Annotated in this window: 14 protein-coding genes and 1 tRNA gene; 8 read left to right on the top strand and 7 right to left on the bottom strand. The window is 70.2% G+C overall.

Annotated elements, in window-relative coordinates; genetic code table 11:
• Positions 1-49: 49 nt before the first annotated feature.
• Positions 50-1,006, bottom strand: a complete 957-nt coding sequence (gene nth, locus QF030_RS23425; RefSeq protein ID WP_307164603.1) for an endonuclease III — start codon at positions 1,004-1,006, stop codon at positions 50-52.
• Between the two features lie 330 nt (positions 1,007-1,336).
• On the opposite strand from nth, the gene QF030_RS23420 reads away from it, so the two are divergent.
• Together QF030_RS23420 and QF030_RS23415 are read left to right on the top strand one after the other, a co-directional pair.
• Entirely contained in the window at positions 1,337-2,011 is a 675-nt protein-coding gene (locus QF030_RS23420) for a Crp/Fnr family transcriptional regulator (RefSeq protein WP_020129286.1), read from the top strand.
• A gap of 335 nt (positions 2,012-2,346) precedes the next feature.
• Positions 2,347-3,174 carry a nucleotidyltransferase domain-containing protein gene (locus QF030_RS23415; RefSeq protein ID WP_307164602.1) on the top strand — a complete coding sequence of 276 codons (828 nt, stop codon included), beginning with the start codon at positions 2,347-2,349 and terminating at the stop codon, positions 3,172-3,174.
• Here QF030_RS23415 and QF030_RS23410 read toward each other — a convergent pair.
• The 4 genes from QF030_RS23410 to QF030_RS23395 form a co-directional block, all read right to left on the bottom strand.
• On the bottom strand, positions 3,171-4,013 hold the full coding sequence (locus tag QF030_RS23410) for an MBL fold metallo-hydrolase (protein ID WP_307164601.1): 843 nt from the start codon (positions 4,011-4,013) through the stop codon (positions 3,171-3,173). The genes QF030_RS23415 and QF030_RS23410 overlap by 4 nt on opposite strands.
• Before the next feature lie 178 nt (positions 4,014-4,191).
• The gene (locus QF030_RS23405) at positions 4,192-5,103 is read right to left on the bottom strand and encodes an NUDIX hydrolase (RefSeq protein ID WP_307164600.1); all 912 of its coding nucleotides are present in this window, start codon (positions 5,101-5,103) and stop codon (positions 4,192-4,194) included.
• 162 nt (positions 5,104-5,265) lie between these two features.
• A complete protein-coding gene (locus tag QF030_RS23400; RefSeq protein WP_307164599.1) occupies positions 5,266-5,730 on the bottom strand; it encodes a RidA family protein in 465 nt (154 codons plus the stop codon).
• On the bottom strand, positions 5,727-5,885 hold the full coding sequence (locus QF030_RS23395) for a DUF4177 domain-containing protein (protein WP_020129281.1): 159 nt from the start codon (positions 5,883-5,885) through the stop codon (positions 5,727-5,729). The genes QF030_RS23400 and QF030_RS23395 overlap by 4 nt, the downstream gene beginning before the upstream one ends.
• Before the next feature lie 120 nt (positions 5,886-6,005).
• Here QF030_RS23395 and QF030_RS23390 point away from each other — a divergent pair, with 120 nt between their 5' ends.
• On the top strand, positions 6,006-6,983 hold the full coding sequence (locus QF030_RS23390) for an ArsA-related P-loop ATPase (RefSeq protein ID WP_307164598.1): 978 nt from the start codon (positions 6,006-6,008) through the stop codon (positions 6,981-6,983).
• Positions 6,980-8,407 (top strand): ArsA family ATPase, encoded by a 1,428-nt coding sequence (locus tag QF030_RS23385; protein ID WP_307164597.1) that lies wholly within the window; start codon positions 6,980-6,982, stop codon positions 8,405-8,407. Before QF030_RS23390 ends, QF030_RS23385 begins: the two co-directional genes overlap by 4 nt.
• A 14-nt stretch (positions 8,408-8,421) precedes the next feature.
• On the opposite strand, the gene wblA is transcribed toward QF030_RS23385, so the two are convergent.
• A complete protein-coding gene (gene wblA / locus QF030_RS23380; RefSeq protein ID WP_062651442.1) occupies positions 8,422-8,760 on the bottom strand; it encodes a transcriptional regulator WblA in 339 nt (112 codons plus the stop codon).
• Between the two features lie 406 nt (positions 8,761-9,166).
• Here wblA and QF030_RS23375 point away from each other — a divergent pair, with 406 nt between their 5' ends.
• Positions 9,167-11,437, top strand: coding sequence for a transglycosylase domain-containing protein (locus tag QF030_RS23375; protein ID WP_307164596.1), 2,271 nt, complete (start codon positions 9,167-9,169; stop codon positions 11,435-11,437).
• A gap of 456 nt (positions 11,438-11,893) precedes the next feature.
• On the opposite strand, the gene QF030_RS23370 is transcribed toward QF030_RS23375, so the two are convergent.
• Positions 11,894-12,358: a GatB/YqeY domain-containing protein gene (locus QF030_RS23370; RefSeq protein ID WP_307164595.1), complete on the bottom strand. Its 465-nt coding sequence runs from the start codon at positions 12,356-12,358 to the stop codon at positions 11,894-11,896.
• A 92-nt stretch (positions 12,359-12,450) separates the two neighbouring features.
• Here QF030_RS23370 and QF030_RS23365 point away from each other — a divergent pair, with 92 nt between their 5' ends.
• The 3 genes from QF030_RS23365 to QF030_RS23355 all read left to right on the top strand — a co-directional run bounded on the left by QF030_RS23365 (position 12,451) and on the right by QF030_RS23355 (position 14,429).
• The gene (locus QF030_RS23365; RefSeq protein ID WP_307164594.1) at positions 12,451-13,377 is read left to right on the top strand and encodes a metallophosphoesterase; all 927 of its coding nucleotides are present in this window, start codon (positions 12,451-12,453) and stop codon (positions 13,375-13,377) included.
• A 150-nt stretch (positions 13,378-13,527) separates the two neighbouring features.
• Positions 13,528-14,313: a Pr6Pr family membrane protein gene (locus QF030_RS23360; RefSeq protein WP_307164593.1), complete on the top strand. Its 786-nt coding sequence runs from the start codon at positions 13,528-13,530 to the stop codon at positions 14,311-14,313.
• A 42-nt stretch (positions 14,314-14,355) separates the two neighbouring features.
• A tRNA-Pro gene (locus QF030_RS23355) sits at positions 14,356-14,429 on the top strand.
• Positions 14,430-14,476 lie beyond the last annotated feature (47 nt).

Genomic DNA, 14,476 nt, shown 5'->3' with positions numbered 1-14,476 from the left:
GTGCGGGTCGTACGCGTCGTTCGGGTGCCGACCGGCGTCAGCCCTTCCCTCATCCGGCCCCCAGCGGCGGGGCCGGCCTGCCGCCCGCGTCCAGGTAGGACTGGGGCGGGTTCAGACGCTGGCCGGGGAAGCCGCCCTTCTCGTACTTCAGCAGCTTCTTCGCCTTCTCCGGGTCCGTCTCGCCCTCGCCGTACGCCGGGCAGAGCGGGGCGATGGGACAGGCGCCGCAGGCCGGCTTGCGGGCGTGGCAGATGCGGCGGCCGTGGAAGATCACGTGGTGCGAAAGCATCGTCCAGTCACTCTTGGGGAAGAGCGCGCCGACGGCCGCCTCGATCTTGTCGGGCTCGGTCGCCTCCGTCCACCGCCAGCGCCGTACGAGCCGCTGGAAGTGCGTGTCCACGGTGATCCCGGGCCGGCCGAACGCGTTCCCCAGCACCACGAAGGCGGTCTTGCGGCCGACGCCAGGCAGCTTGACCAGGTCCTCGAGCCGACCGGGGACCTCACCGCCGAACTCCTCCACCAGGGCCTTGGAGAGACCCATCACCGACTTGGTCTTGGCCCGGAAGAAGCCGGTGGGACGGAGGATCTCCTCGACCTCCTCCGGAGCGGCGGCGGCGAGGTCCTCGGGGGTGGGGTACTTGGCGAAGAGGGCGGGCGTGGTCTGGTTCACCCGCAGGTCGGTGGTCTGGGCGGACAGAACGGTGGCGACCACCAGTTGGAACGGATTCTCGAAGTCCAGCTCGGGATGGGCATAGGGGTAGATCTCGGCTAGCTCGCGGTTGATGCGACGGGCACGGCGGACGAGAGCGGTACGGGACTCGGGCTTGCCCACCGCGGCACTCCTGCTCACGGCGTCCTTCTCCGCGGCCCCTCTGCCCGGTGCGTCCTTGCGCGCTGCGTCCTTGTCAGTCGGGGCCTTGTCCGTCGGGGCCTTGGTTGCGGCGCGCTTGGCCGCGACCTTCTTGACGGCCGCCTTACCACTGTCGGCCGCTTTCTTCGCAGGCATCTCGTTTGTCACCTTTGACGCTTTCCTACCACCGCCGGGGTCCTGTTCGCCCACAGCGGAAACGCGACGTACAGCCACCCGCCCAGCCCCCTTGGCCTGTGCTCTCACCGGCGTTTTGGACACTCGGCCAGCCTAAAGCCCGACACCGACATCCGCCCCGGACCCTGAAGATCGGCCCCCAATTGGACCCCTGCCGCTTACCTCGGGACACGTGTGCGGCATCCTTGTGACAGATCACACTGTTTTGGAACGTCCAGCAAAATGGGGAACACGGTCCCCTGGTAAGCGGGGGAGCAAGATCCCCTGAGCAGGTCGACAAGGAGAGAACTCGTGGACGACGTTCTGCGGCGCAACCCGCTCTTCGCGGCACTCGACGACGAGCAGGCCGCAGAACTGCGCGCCTCCATGAGCGAGGTGACTCTGGCCCGTGGTGACTCCCTCTTCCACGAAGGTGACCCGGGCGACCGGCTCTACGTCGTCACCGAGGGCAAGGTCAAGCTCCACCGCACCTCCCCGGACGGCCGGGAGAACATGCTGGCCGTGGTGGGTCCCAGCGAGCTGATCGGAGAGCTGTCGCTCTTCGACCCGGGCCCGCGCACGGCGACCGCCACCGCCCTCACCGAGGTCAAGCTCCTCGGTCTCGGCCACGGCGACCTCCAGCCCTGGCTGAACGCCCGGCCCGAGGTGGCCACCGCGCTGCTGCGCGCCGTCGCGCGGCGTCTGCGCAAGACCAACGACGCCATGTCGGACCTGGTCTTCTCGGATGTCCCCGGCCGGGTGGCCCGTGCTCTGCTGGACCTCTCGCGCCGCTTCGGCGTGCAGTCCGAAGAGGGCATCCACGTCGTCCACGACCTGACGCAGGAGGAGCTGGCCCAGCTCGTCGGCGCGTCGCGCGAGACCGTGAACAAGGCGCTGGCGGACTTCGCCCAGCGCGGGTGGCTGCGCCTGGAGGCACGTGCGGTCATCCTGCTGGACGTGGAGCGACTGGCCAAGCGGTCACGCTAGCCGTCGCGTCGGCCACGGCCTACGAGGCCGACGAGGTCGACTGTGTGAGCTTCGTCGGCGGCTCGGTTCGCCGGTCGCCGGTCGCCGGTCGCCGGTCGCCGGTGTGAGCGTGACCGGGGCCGGCGTCCCCGGCTGTCGTTTGTCGGCGGTCGGCGGTCGGCCCTGAGGGGCTTGCCCTCCTTCGCAGGACGGGCTTGTCTCCGCGTCCGCGTCCGCACCGGCCTCCGCCCCCGTGCCGGCGTCCACAGCGTGCCTCCTCCCGCGCTGACTGTCGTGCCGCCTCCCCCGCCGGAAAACGGTCCGCCGGAACGCTTGTGAGGCAGCACAGTGGGCTCATGGCAGAAACGTCTCTCTTCCGAGGCCTCGACTCCCGGGGAAACATCGCGCGCGAAGGCTCCCTCGCGCGCGTGGCCGACGCTTTTCGGCCCGTCGTGCTGGCGGCCCGGGAACGGATCCCGGACGTCTTCGGAGACCGGCTGCACAGCGCGTACCTCTACGGGTCGATTCCGCGCGGTACCGCGCGTGAGGGCCGCAGCGATCTGGACCTTCTCGTCGTCCTGCGGGAGGAGCCGACCGACGCCGACCGGACCGACGGCCGTGCGCTCGACGAGGCCCTCGACAAGGAGTTCCCGCAGATCGACGGTGGCGGGACGCTGCTCGTCGGCCACGCGCGCGTGCTCAGCGACCTGGAGAGACACGACCTGGGGTGGTTCCTCGCGTGCCTGTGCACGCCGCTGCTCGGAGAGGATCTCGCCGAGTACCTCCCGCACTACCGTCCGGACTCCCTGCTCGCGCGCGAGACCAACGGCGACCTCGCCCTCGTCCTGCCGCGCTGGCGCGAGCGCATCGCCTCGGCGGCCGACTCCGAGGAGGCCCTGCGACCTCTCGTCCGGGTCATGTCCCGTCGGCTCGTGCGCACCGCGTTCACGCTCGTCATGCCCCGCTGGAACGGCTGGACGAGCGACCTGCACGAGATGGCGGAGGCCTTCGGCCTCTACTACCCGCAGCGTGCGGAGGAGCTGCGGGCGGCGGCTGTCCTCGGCTACGAGCCGACCGGCGACAGCGCGGTCCTCGCGTCCTACGTCGACGATCTCGGCCCCTGGCTCGCCGAGGAGTACGCGCGCGTGCACGGCGTGAAGGCCGACAGGCCCAAGGAGCCTTAGGCCGGTCCCTGGATGAGCCCGTGCTCCCTCAGGTACTCCAGCTGCGCCCGTACGGACAACTCGGCCGCCGGCCACAGCGAGCGGTCGACGTCGGCGTACACACGGGCGACGACCTGGGCGGGGGTGCCGTAGCCGTCCTCGACGGCCGTCTCGACCTGGGCGAGGCGGTGGGCACGGTGGGCGAGGTAGAACTCCACGACGCCCTGTGCGTCCTCCAGGACCGGTCCGTGGCCCGGGAGGACGGTGTGGACGCCGTCGTCGACCGTGAGGGACCTCAGCCGGCGCAGGGAGTCCAGGTAGTCGCCCAGGCGGCCGTCGGGATGCGCGACGACGGTCGTACCCCGGCCGAGGACCGTGTCGCCGGTCAGCACGGCCCGGTCGGCCGGGAGGTGGAAGCAGAGGGAGTCGGCGGTGTGACCGGGCGTCGGGACGACCCGCAGTTCCAGGCCGCCCACCGTGATCACGTTCCCGGCGGCCAGACCCTCATCGCCCAGCCGCAGCGCCGGGTCCAGGGCCCGCACCTTCGTGCCGGTCAGCGCGGCGAAGCGGGCTGCGCCCTCGGCGTGATCGGGGTGGCCGTGCGTCAGCAGGGTCAGCGCGACGCGCTTGCCGGCCCGTTCGGCGGTGTCGACGACCGCGCGGAGATGGCCGTCGTCCAGCGGGCCCGGATCGATGACGACCGCGAGGTCCGAGTCGGGCTCCGACACGATCCAGGTGTTCGTGCCGTCCAGGGTCATCGCGGACGCGTTCGGCGCGAGGACGTTGACCGCGCGCGGGGTGGCCGGGCCGGAGAGGACCCCGCCTCGCGGCTGTCCGGGGAGAGCGGCTGCGTCGGTCATGCGAACGGGCCTTCCATAGGGCTGGACGGAACGTCACCTGGGCGGCCGGGGCCGGCGACCGGCGCGGCGCATCGAGGCGCTCCAGGCGGCAGGAGGGGCCCGTGAAGGACCCGCCGGTCGCCACGGGGCCGGTGTCGAAGACCGCTCGCGTCCGCCCGCCTGCGGAAGTCCGTGTGCGTCATGCGGAGCCCCCGCGCGCGTCCGTCACGGCGGTCGGGTCCGCCACGGCGGTCGTCTCCGTCGGGATGTGCTTGGTGAACTCGTCGTGCCCCGGCCACGACAGCACGACCTCGCCCTCCTCCAGGCGGGCCCGCGCCAGGACCGGCGTCAGGTCGCGCTCCGGGGCCGCGGCGAGTGCCTCGGCGGCCGTGGCGTACGGGACGAGCCGGCGCAGCGTCGCGATCGTGGGCGGCATCATCAGCAGCTCGCCCCTGTCGTACGAGGCCGCCGCGTCCGCCGGGCGGATCCACACCGTGCGGTCGGCCTCGGTGGAGGCGTTGCGGGTGCGCTGGCCCTCGGGAAGCGCGGCCACGAAGAACCAGGTGTCGTAACGACGGGACTCGAACTCCGGCGTGATCCACCGTGTCCAGGCTCCGAGGAGGTCGGAGCGCAGGACCAGGCCACGGCGGTCGAGGAACTCGGCGAAGGACACTTCACGGGCGGCCACCGCGGCCCGGTCGGTCTCCCAGTCGGCGCCCGTGGTGTCGCCCACGACGGAATCGGGCGTCGGTCCGGCGAGCAGGACGCCGGCCTCCTCGTAGGTCTCGCGCACCGCCGCGCAGACGATCGCCTGGGCCGCCGTCTCGTCGACGCCCAGCCGCTCGGCCCACCACGCGCGCGTGGGGCCCGCCCAGCGGACGTGAAGGTCGTCGTCGCGTGGGTCGACGCCGCCACCGGGATAGGCGTACGCGCCACCGGCGAAGGCCATGGAAGCGCGTCTGCGCAGCATGTGGACGACAGGGCCGCCGTCGGTGTCCTTCAGGAGCATGACGGTGGCCGCGCGCTTCGGGACGACCGGAGTGAGGGCGCCGTCCGCGAGCGCGCGGATGCGTTCCGGCCAGTCCTGGGGGAACCACTGCCCATTCGCCATGGTCGCGAGGCTATCCCGTGGTGCGCGAATGTTCGAGAGGCCCCCGAGGTCAGAGCCCCTCCACGGGGTGCCTGGGGGGACGCCTCCGGGATGCCGGCGCGGCACCCGGGAGGGCGTCCGGAAGGCGCCCACAGGGCGGAGGCGCCTACGGGACGGAAGCGACTACGGGACGAGCTCCACCTGGATCTCGACCTCGACGGGCGCGTCCAGCGGCAGCACCGCGACACCCACCGCGCTGCGCGCGTGCACGCCCTTGTCGCCGAGGACCTCGCCCAGCAGTTCGCTCGCGCCGTTGAGGACGGCGGGCTGGCCGGTGAAGTCCGAGGCCGACGCCACGAAGCCGACGACCTTCACCACGCGCGCGATGCGGTCCAGGTCGCCCGCGACCGACTTGACGGCGGCCAGGGCGTTCAGCGCGCAGGTGCGGGCCAGCTCCTTGGCCTCCTCTGGGGTGACCTCGGCGCCGACCTTGCCGGTGATCGGCAGCTTGCCGTCCACCATGGGCAGCTGGCCGGCCGTGTACACGTACGGTCCGGACCGCACGGCGGGCTGGTAGGCCGCGAGGGGCGGCACGACCGCCGGCAGGGTCAGCCCGAGCTCGGCGAGCCTCGTCTCGACCGCGCTCACGCCTTCGCCCGCTTCAGGTAGGCGACGAGCTGCTCCGGGTTGTTCGGCCCGGGCACGACCTGGACGAGCTCCCAGCCGTCCTCGCCCCAGGTGTCCAGAATCTGCTTCGTTGCGTGGACGAGCAGCGGCACGGTTGCGTATTCCCACTTGGTCATGGGGCCGACTGTATCCGCTGTCGTCGGAGGGCCCGTTCCACGGGCCATGTGGCCGATATCGGCCCCCCTTGTCCACAGTCTCCCGATTGCCTCGGGCGCCGAATGGTTACGCTCGAAGACGTGAGCAGGCTCCAGGTCGTCAGTGGCAAGGGCGGGACCGGTAAGACGACGGTCGCCGCGGCCCTCGCGCTGGCCCTCGCCACGGCAGGGAAGCGGACGCTTCTCGTCGAGGTGGAGGGTCGGCAGGGCATCGCACAGCTCTTCGAGACTCAGGCGTTGCCCTATGAGGAACGCAAGATCGCCGTCGCCTCGGGGGGCGGTGAGGTGTACGCACTGGCCATCGATCCCGAACTGGCCCTTCTGGACTACCTCCAGATGTTCTACAAACTGGGAGGCGCCGGACGGGCCCTGAAGAAGCTCGGCGCCATCGACTTCGCCACCACCATCGCGCCCGGCGTGAGGGACGTGCTCCTCACCGGCAAGGCGTGCGAGGCGGTACGCCGCAAGGACCGCAACGGACGGTTCGTGTACGACTACGTCGTCATGGACGCCCCGCCCACGGGACGCGTCACCCGCTTCCTGAACGTCAACGACGAGGTCGCCGGGCTGGCCAGGATCGGCCCGATACACAATCAGGCGCAGGCCGTGATGCGAGTGCTGAAGTCGTCGGAGACGGCCGTGCACCTGGTGACCCTGCTCGAGGAGATGCCCGTCCAGGAGACCGCGGACGGTATCGCCGAGCTGCGGGCGGCGAAGCTTCCGGTGGGGCGGGTCATCGTCAACATGGTGCGGCCCGAGGTGCTGGACGAGGACGGACTGGAACTCGTACGGAGCGTGACTCGTTCCTCTGTCGCCCGGTCGCTGTCCGCCGCCGGGCTCGGCGGAGCGCGGCGCGGGGGGCACGCCGAGCGGCTGGTGGATCCGCTCCTCCAGCAGGCCGAGGAGTACGCCGAGCGGCACGCGCTGGAGCACGAGCAGCGCGCGGCCCTCGGCGAACTCGACCTGCCACTGCACGAACTGCCGTTGCTCGCCGAGGGCATGGACCTCGCGGGCCTGTACCAGCTCGCCAACGAACTGCGGAAGCAGGGGATCGCATGAGTCCGGACCAGACTCACGACCAGGGAAGCACCCGGCGCATCTCCTCCGCGCCCGTGCTGGACCTCGACCCACTGCTCGACGACCCGTCGACCCGCATCGTGGTGTGCTGCGGCTCGGGCGGCGTCGGCAAGACGACCACGGCGGCGGCGCTGGGGCTCCGGGCGGCCGAGCGGGGCCGCAAGGTGGTGGTCCTGACCATCGATCCGGCCCGCCGGCTCGCCCAGTCCATGGGCATCGACTCGCTGGACAACACCCCGCGCCGCGTCAAAGGCGTCGAGGGGGACGGCGAACTGCACGCCATGATGCTCGACATGAAGCGCACCTTCGACGAGATCGTCGAGGCGCACGCGGACGGCGACCGGGCGACCGCGATCCTGGGCAACCCGTTCTACCAGTCGCTCTCGGCGGGCTTCGCGGGCACGCAGGAGTACATGGCGATGGAGAAGCTGGGACAGCTGCGCGCGCGCGACGAGTGGGACCTGATCGTCGTCGACACACCGCCGTCCCGCTCGGCGCTGGACTTCCTTGACGCGCCCAAGCGGCTCGGGTCGTTCCTGGACGGCAAGCTGATCCGCGTCCTGCTCGCGCCCGCCAAGGTCGGGGGCCGCGCGGGGATGAAGTTCCTGAACGTCGGGATGTCGATGATGACCGGCGCGCTCGGCAAGGTGCTCGGCGGACAGCTGCTGAAGGACGTGCAGACGTTCATCGCGGCGATGGACTCGATGTTCGGCGGCTTTCGTACGCGCGCGGACGCCACGTACAAACTGCTCCAGGCGCCCGGCACGGCGTTCCTGGTGGTGGCGGCTCCCGAGCGGGACGCGCTGCGGGAGGCCGCGTACTTCGTGGAGCGGCTGGCAGCCGAGGACATGCCACTGGCCGGCCTGGTGCTGAACCGCGTGCACGGCAGCGGCGCCGCCCAGCTGTCCGCCGAGCGGGCGCTCGCCGCTGCGGAGAACCTCGACCTCGTCCATACCCGTGCTGCGGAAAATCTTGAAGAGCCCCGCATTGTGGATCAGGACGGCGGGAAAGCTGGTCTTCGTAACTCTCCCGACACGTACGGCAGTTCAGAATCTCCCGCAACCGATCCGGAGCGCGACGCCCCCACCGGCGCGAACCGGCCCACGGCCACCGACACGGACCGGACAGCGAGCGCCGACACGCACACCGGCGTGCCTTCCGGCGCGGACGCGGACCGGACCGTGGACGACCTCACCGCAGCCCTGCTGAGACTGCACGCGGAACGCATGCACCTGCTCTCCCGTGAGCAGCGCACGCGTGACCGCTTCACCGCGCTGCACCCCGAGGTCGCGGTGTCCGAAGTGGCCGCGCTCCCCGGCGACGTGCATGACCTCACGGGGCTGCGGGACATCGGGAACCGGCTCGCGGCCAACCAGCCGGAGCTGCCCGAGGCTGCCGACGCCTGAGCCGAGGGTTCTCCTCAGCCCACCGCCGCGTAGTTCTCGTAGATCTGGTCGTCGTCGAGCGGCAGGATGCCGGCCCCACGCTCGTACTCCGAACGCGCCGTCTCCAGCAGGCGGCGCCAGGAGGTCACAGTCGGACGCCTGCGCAGCAGTGCGCGGCGCTCGCGCTCGGTCATGCCTCCCCACACACCGAACTCGACACGGTTGTCGAGCGCGTCGGCCAGGCACTCGGTGCGTACCGGACATCCGGTGCACACCGCCTTGGCCCTGTTCTGCGCTGCTCCCTGAACGAACAGTTCATCCGGATCGGTAGTGCGGCAGGCAGCCTGCGCACTCCAGTCGGTTACCCAGCCCATACCGGCGCCGTCCTCTCCCGAATCGAGGCTCCCCCACGGCGGCAGCGGCATATTCACCGCCGCCAGTTGAGGACGTTACGGAAGGTGGGCACAGCGCAACACCCCCTTCGGGCCCAATCTTGAATGGCCCGAACGGACTATGCGTAAGCGGCAGATCACCCGGGGGAGTGAGCCCGCGACATATGCGACTTTCCCGGCAACCGGGATAGTTCAGTTGAGTCACAACGGACGCCGGGTGACACACAAGGCGGATTCGGACACGTCCCCATCAGAAAGTCGGGGAACCTCCGGAACGATTCGGGGTCGCCGGACGTATTGATACGTAGCCCTGCTGCTGTGACAGTTGAGAGCAGCTTAGGCCAAGGCATTGACGCGTGTCCGGCGAATGAGAACGTAGGCTGCCCCCATGCCAAAGAAGCGCTCGGGCGGTGGTCTGTCGCCAACGCAGCAGGCCGCCAAGTTCCTCGGTGTCAGTGTGCTCGCGGGAGCCCTGCTGGCCGGTATCGCCCTGCCCGCGTTCGGCGCGCTGGGCCTCGCCGCCAAGGGGTCGGTGGAGTCGTTCGACGAACTCCCGGCCAACCTCAAGACGCCCCCGCTGAGCCAGCGCACCACGATCCTCGACGCCGAAGGCGGCCAGATCGCCACGGTCTACTCGCGGGACCGCACGGTGGTCGACCTCAAGAACATGTCGCCGTACATGCAGAAGGCGATCGTCGCGATCGAGGACTCGCGCTTCTACGAGCACGGCGCGGTCGACCTGAAGGGCATGCTCCGCGCGCTCAACAAGAACGTGCAGAGCAGCGGCGTATCCCAGGGCGCCTCCACGCTCACCCAGCAGTACGTGAAGAACGTCTTCGTGGAGGAGGCGGGCGACGACCCGACGAAGGTCGCGCAGGCCACCGAGCAGACCATCGGCCGCAAGATCAAGGAGCTGAAGTACGCGATCCAGGTGGAGGAGGAGCTCGGCAAGAAGAAGATCCTCGAGAACTACCTGAACATCACGTTCTTCGGCGAGCAGGCATACGGCGTCGAGGCGGCCTCACAGCGCTACTTCTCCACGCACGCCAAGGACCTCACCCTCCCCCAGGCGGCGCTGCTGGCCGGCATCGTCCAGTCCCCGAGCGTCTACGACCCGGTCAAGGACGACGTCACGGCCACCAACCGCCGAAACGTCGTGCTGCAGCGCATGGCCGAGGTCGGTGACATCACCCAGGCCGAGGCCGCGAAGGCGCAGCAGGCCCCGCTCGGCCTGAAGGTCACCCAGCCGAAGAACGGCTGCATCACCGCCGTGAAGGGCGCCAGCTTCTTCTGCAAGTACGTGGAACGCGTCTTCCTCAGCGACCCGGTCTTCGGCAAGACCAAGGAAGTGCGGGCGAAGCTCTGGAACCAGGGCGGCCTGACGATCAGGACGACGCTCGAACCGCAGTCCCAGAAGTCCGTCCAGGACTCGCTCAAGGACCACGTCTACAAGTCGGACAAGGTCGCCGCGGCCGCCACGCTCGTCGAGCCCGGCACCGGCAAGATCCTCGGCATGGGCCAGTCGAAGCCGTACGGCTACGGCAAGAACGAGACCGAGTACAACTACTCCGTCAACGCCTCCATGGGCGGCTCGAACTACGGTTTCCCGACCGGCTCCACCTTCAAGCCGTTCGTGGCCGCGGCCGCGCTGGAGGAGGGCCGCCCGGCGAACCAGAGCTACCCGGCGCCGTACGAGATGCCGTACCCGGACACCGTCCAGACGTGCAGCAGCAAGCCGTGGACCAACGAGGGCAATGACAAGCTGGAGAACGAGAGCGAGTCCGAGAAGGGCCCGTACCAGCTGAAGAAGGCCATGGAACTGTCGGTCAACACCTACTTCGTGCAGATGCTCGCCGACATCGGCATGTGCCCCGTGGTGAAGATGACCGACAAGCTGGGCGTGGTCCAGGGCAACGGCGACAAGGTCCCCGAGGTGCCCTCGTCGATGACCCTCGGCTCCACCGGCCTCTCCCCCCTGACGATGGCGAGCGCGTACGCGGCCTTCGCCAGCCGGGGCATGTACTGCACCCCGGTCGCGATCGAGTCGATCACCCAGACCGTGGGCGGCGCGAAGAAGTCGCTGGAGGTGCCGAAGTCGACCTGCTCGCGCGCGATGAGCGAGAAGACCGCGGACACCGTCAACACGCTGCTGAGCGGTGTGACCGACTCCGGTACCGGCCAGCAGGCCGGCCTGTCCGGCCGCGCGAACGCCGGTAAGACCGGTACCACGGACTCCCGCAAGAACGCCTGGTTCGTCGGTTACACCCCGAACCTCGCGGGCGCCGTCTGGGTCGGCAGCGCCACCCAGAAGGTCGAGATGACCAACATCACCATCGGCGGCGTCTACCACTCCCAGGTCTACGGCGGCGACACCCCCGGACCGATCTGGCGCGACGCCATGACCGGCGCGCTCGAGGGCAAGGAAGCCCCGCCCTTCAACCTCGTCGACATCCCGAAGCCGCCCGACAAGGACCGCGGCAACGAGAACAACGACGACGGCGACAACGGGGACGGCAACACCGGCAACACCGGCAACGAGGACGACGGCTTCCTCACCGGCCTGCTCACCAACGGCACGACGAACGGCGGCAACTCCAACGACGGAGGCACGTTCTTCCAGGGCCAGAGCAACGGAAACGGCAACGGCGGACGCGGCTGAGACTGAGGCGACCGGCCCTCCAGCGAACGGCCCCATTGCGAACGGCCCCTGCTTCTCGTACGGGAATTCTTCTCGTACGGCGAGGTGGGGGCCGTTCGTCGTGCGGGGACCGGTCGCCGTGCGAGGGCCGTTCGTCGTGCGCGGCCGCTCGCCGTGCGGGCGCCGGGCGCCGGGCGCCGTGCGGGCGCCGTACGCCGTGCGGGCGCCGTACGCCGTTTGGGGCCCGTGGCGCTCGGCGGAGGCGGATGTACAGAAGAGGCACGTGCCCGGGGCCAGCCCGGGGCAGAAATCCGGGGGCAGCCCGGGATCAGCCCAGGGATGGACTGGGGGTGGACTGGGGGGCGCTGGGTCAGCTCGGACTCAGCCCGAGGGTGGACTGGGACCGGTTAAACCCGGGGTCAGCCCCCGGGATCAGCCCGGGGGCTGGTCCCGGGGGCGGACCGGCTTGGCCCGGGGTCAGCCCGCGAGCAGCTTCTTCACGACAGCGGCGACGCGGCCGCCCTCGGCCAGACCCGCCACCTTCGGGTTCACGATCTTCATGACGGCGCCCATCGCCCGCGGCCCCTCGGCACCGGCCGCCCTCGCCTCCGCGACGGCCTGGGCGACGATGTCGTGCAGCTCCTCTTCGCCGAGCTGCTTGGGCAGGTAGGTGGCGAGCAGCTCGCCCTCCGCCTTCTCCCGCTCGGCCGATGCGGCCCGCCCACCCTGCGCGAAGGCGTCGGCGGCCTCACGGCGCTTCTTCGCCTCCTTGGTGATCACCTTGAGGACCTCGTCGTCGGAGAGCTCGCGCTTCTCCTTGCCCGCGACCTCCTCCTTGGTGATGGCGGTCAGCGTGAGCCGGAGCGTCGAGGAGCGGAGCTCGTCGCGCTCCTTGATCGCGGCGTTGAGGTCTTCCTGCAGCTTCGACTTGAGCGTGGTCATGCGTGTGATTGTCGCAGGTGTCGGTAGCCGCACGCCCCGATTTAAGGGGCGGCGGGGCAAAGGACGTTGGCGGCGTCTGACACGATGGACGTATGCGCGCGCGATACGGAGTACCACTGTCCATTGCGGCGGCCGGCGCCGCCGGTCTGGTGTACGCGGCGGGCTTCGAAGCCCGCTCGTTCCGCCTGCGACGGGTGACGGTCCCCGTCCTCCCCGCCGGGATGCGTCCCCTGCGCGTGTTGCAGGTCTCCGACATCCACATGGTCGGCGGACAGCGCAAGAAGCAGCGCTGGCTGCGTTCCCTGGCCGGCCTGCGCCCCGACTTCGTGATCAACACGGGCGACAACCTGTCCGACCCGGAGGGCGTGCCCGAGGTCCTGGACGCCCTGGGCCCGCTGATGGAGTTCCCGGGCGCGTACGTCTTCGGCTCGAACGACTACTACGGCCCGCGGCCGCGTAATCCCGCCCGCTATCTCCTCGAGAAGGCCCAGGGACGCCACGGCCTGAACGGCAACCCGCCGGTCGTCGACGTGGTCCACAACCCGTGGGAGGACCTGCGCGAGGGTTTCGACGCGGCGGGCTGGCTGAACCTGACGAACACCCGGGGCGTGCTGAAGGTCGAGGGCGCGTCGATCGAGCTGACGGGTCTGGACGACCCGCACATCAAGCGCGACCGCTACGCGAAGGTGGCCGGCGGCCCGTCGACGTCGTCCGACTTCTCGATGGGCGTGGTGCACGCGCCGTACCTGCGGGTCCTGGACGCCTACACGGCGGACGGCTACCCCCTGATCCTGGCCGGCCACACCCACGGCGGCCAGATCTGCGTCCCCTTCTACGGCGCCCTGGTCACCAACTGCGACCTGGACGCGAAGCGCGTGAAGGGCCTCTCGACGCACACGGCGGAGGGCCACACGTCCTACCTGCACGTTTCGGCAGGCTGCGGAACCAACCGCTACACGCCGGTACGGTTCGCCTGCCCGCCAGAGGTGACCTTGCTGACCTTGGTCGGGAAGGACTAGGAGGGGAAGAGGCGGAGGCCGAAGAGGCGGGAAAGGCGGAAGGGGAAGGCCGAGGGCGCGCGGCGGGGGCGCGGAACAGGTACGGCAGCGCTTTCACTCGGACGGTCCACCCGTATCGCCCCTTTTGCCGCGCTTGCCTAGCGTGAGGGTATGACCGCGCCGATACCCAGGGACATCCCGGATCTGCCCGCGATCCCGCGGACCCACGCGCTACTTCTCTCCTCCGTCCCCGCCTCGGCGGTGGTGGCCCCCGTACGCCGCCCGCTGGCCGCCGTCGTCCGCCTGCTCCTGGCCAGCACGGCTGCCGCGGGCGTGACGCTGGCCTTCATGCTGGGCAGCCCCTTGCGGGTCCTGAGTCACTTCGCGATCCAGAGCAACATCCTGCTGGCTCTGGTCACGCTGCTCTCCGCCCGCCGCGCATGGACGGCCCGTCGCCCCCTCCCCGCCGCCCTGACCGGCGCCGCACTGCTCTACGTCACGATCACCGGCCTGGTCTACCACCTGCTCCTGACGGACGCGGCGGTCCCCTTCTCGGTGACCGGCACGACGACCGCGCCCACCGGCTGGCACCTGGTCGCCGGCCATCTCATCCACACGGTGACCCCGACGGCCGCCGTCCTGGACTGGCTGCTGCTGACGCCCCCCGGCCGACTGCGCCTGCGCCGGGCCGCCACCTGGATGATCTACCCCGTCGCCTACCTGGCGTTCTGCCTCGCCCGCGCCCAGCTGATCCCGGCCGGCGCCCCGGGCCGCTACCTCTACCCCTTCTTCGACGTCGAGGCCCACGGCTACAAACACGCCCTCGCCAACGCCCTGCTCCTCGGCCTCTCCTTCTACGCCCTCGCGGTCGTCCTCGTGGCCCTCGACCACGCCCGCCCGAACCCGCTCAGCCACCGCGCCAAAACCGGATTTCGTCTCGGGCCACCGGTGGGCTAAAGTAAACGACGTCGCCGCGACAAGCAGGACAAGCAGCGACATCGGGGTGTAGCGCAGCTTGGCAGCGCGCTTCGTTCGGGACGAAGAGGTCGTGGGTTCAAATCCCGCCACCCCGACAGTTAAACCGCAGTTCAGAGGGCCCTTACCGAATCGGTAAGGGCCC

Source organism: Streptomyces rishiriensis, from assembly GCF_030815485.1.
Classification (GTDB): domain Bacteria; phylum Actinomycetota; class Actinomycetes; order Streptomycetales; family Streptomycetaceae; genus Streptomyces; species Streptomyces rishiriensis_A.
This window is presented reverse-complemented; position numbering and strand designations above follow the sequence as displayed.

Excerpts from the sequence above, each read along its gene's own strand:
- QF030_RS23415 (WP_307164602.1), top strand. The coding sequence starts at position 2,347 with ATGGCAGAAACGTCTCTCTTCCGAGGCCTCGACTCCCGGGGAAACATC.
- QF030_RS23365 (WP_307164594.1), top strand. The coding sequence starts at position 12,451 with ATGCGCGCGCGATACGGAGTACCACTGTCCATTGCGGCGGCCGGCGCC.
- nth (WP_307164603.1), bottom strand. The coding sequence starts at position 1,006 with ATGCCTGCGAAGAAAGCGGCCGACAGTGGTAAGGCGGCCGTCAAGAAG.
- QF030_RS23385 (WP_307164597.1), top strand. The coding sequence starts at position 6,980 with ATGAGTCCGGACCAGACTCACGACCAGGGAAGCACCCGGCGCATCTCC.
- QF030_RS23410 (WP_307164601.1), bottom strand. The coding sequence starts at position 4,013 with ATGACCGACGCAGCCGCTCTCCCCGGACAGCCGCGAGGCGGGGTCCTC.
- QF030_RS23395 (WP_020129281.1), bottom strand. The coding sequence starts at position 5,885 with ATGACCAAGTGGGAATACGCAACCGTGCCGCTGCTCGTCCACGCAACG.
- QF030_RS23360 (WP_307164593.1), top strand. The coding sequence starts at position 13,528 with ATGACCGCGCCGATACCCAGGGACATCCCGGATCTGCCCGCGATCCCG.
- QF030_RS23405 (WP_307164600.1), bottom strand. The coding sequence starts at position 5,103 with ATGGCGAATGGGCAGTGGTTCCCCCAGGACTGGCCGGAACGCATCCGC.
- QF030_RS23375 (WP_307164596.1), top strand. The coding sequence starts at position 9,167 with ATGCCAAAGAAGCGCTCGGGCGGTGGTCTGTCGCCAACGCAGCAGGCC.
- wblA (WP_062651442.1), bottom strand. The coding sequence starts at position 8,760 with ATGGGCTGGGTAACCGACTGGAGTGCGCAGGCTGCCTGCCGCACTACC.
- QF030_RS23370 (WP_307164595.1), bottom strand. The coding sequence starts at position 12,358 with ATGACCACGCTCAAGTCGAAGCTGCAGGAAGACCTCAACGCCGCGATC.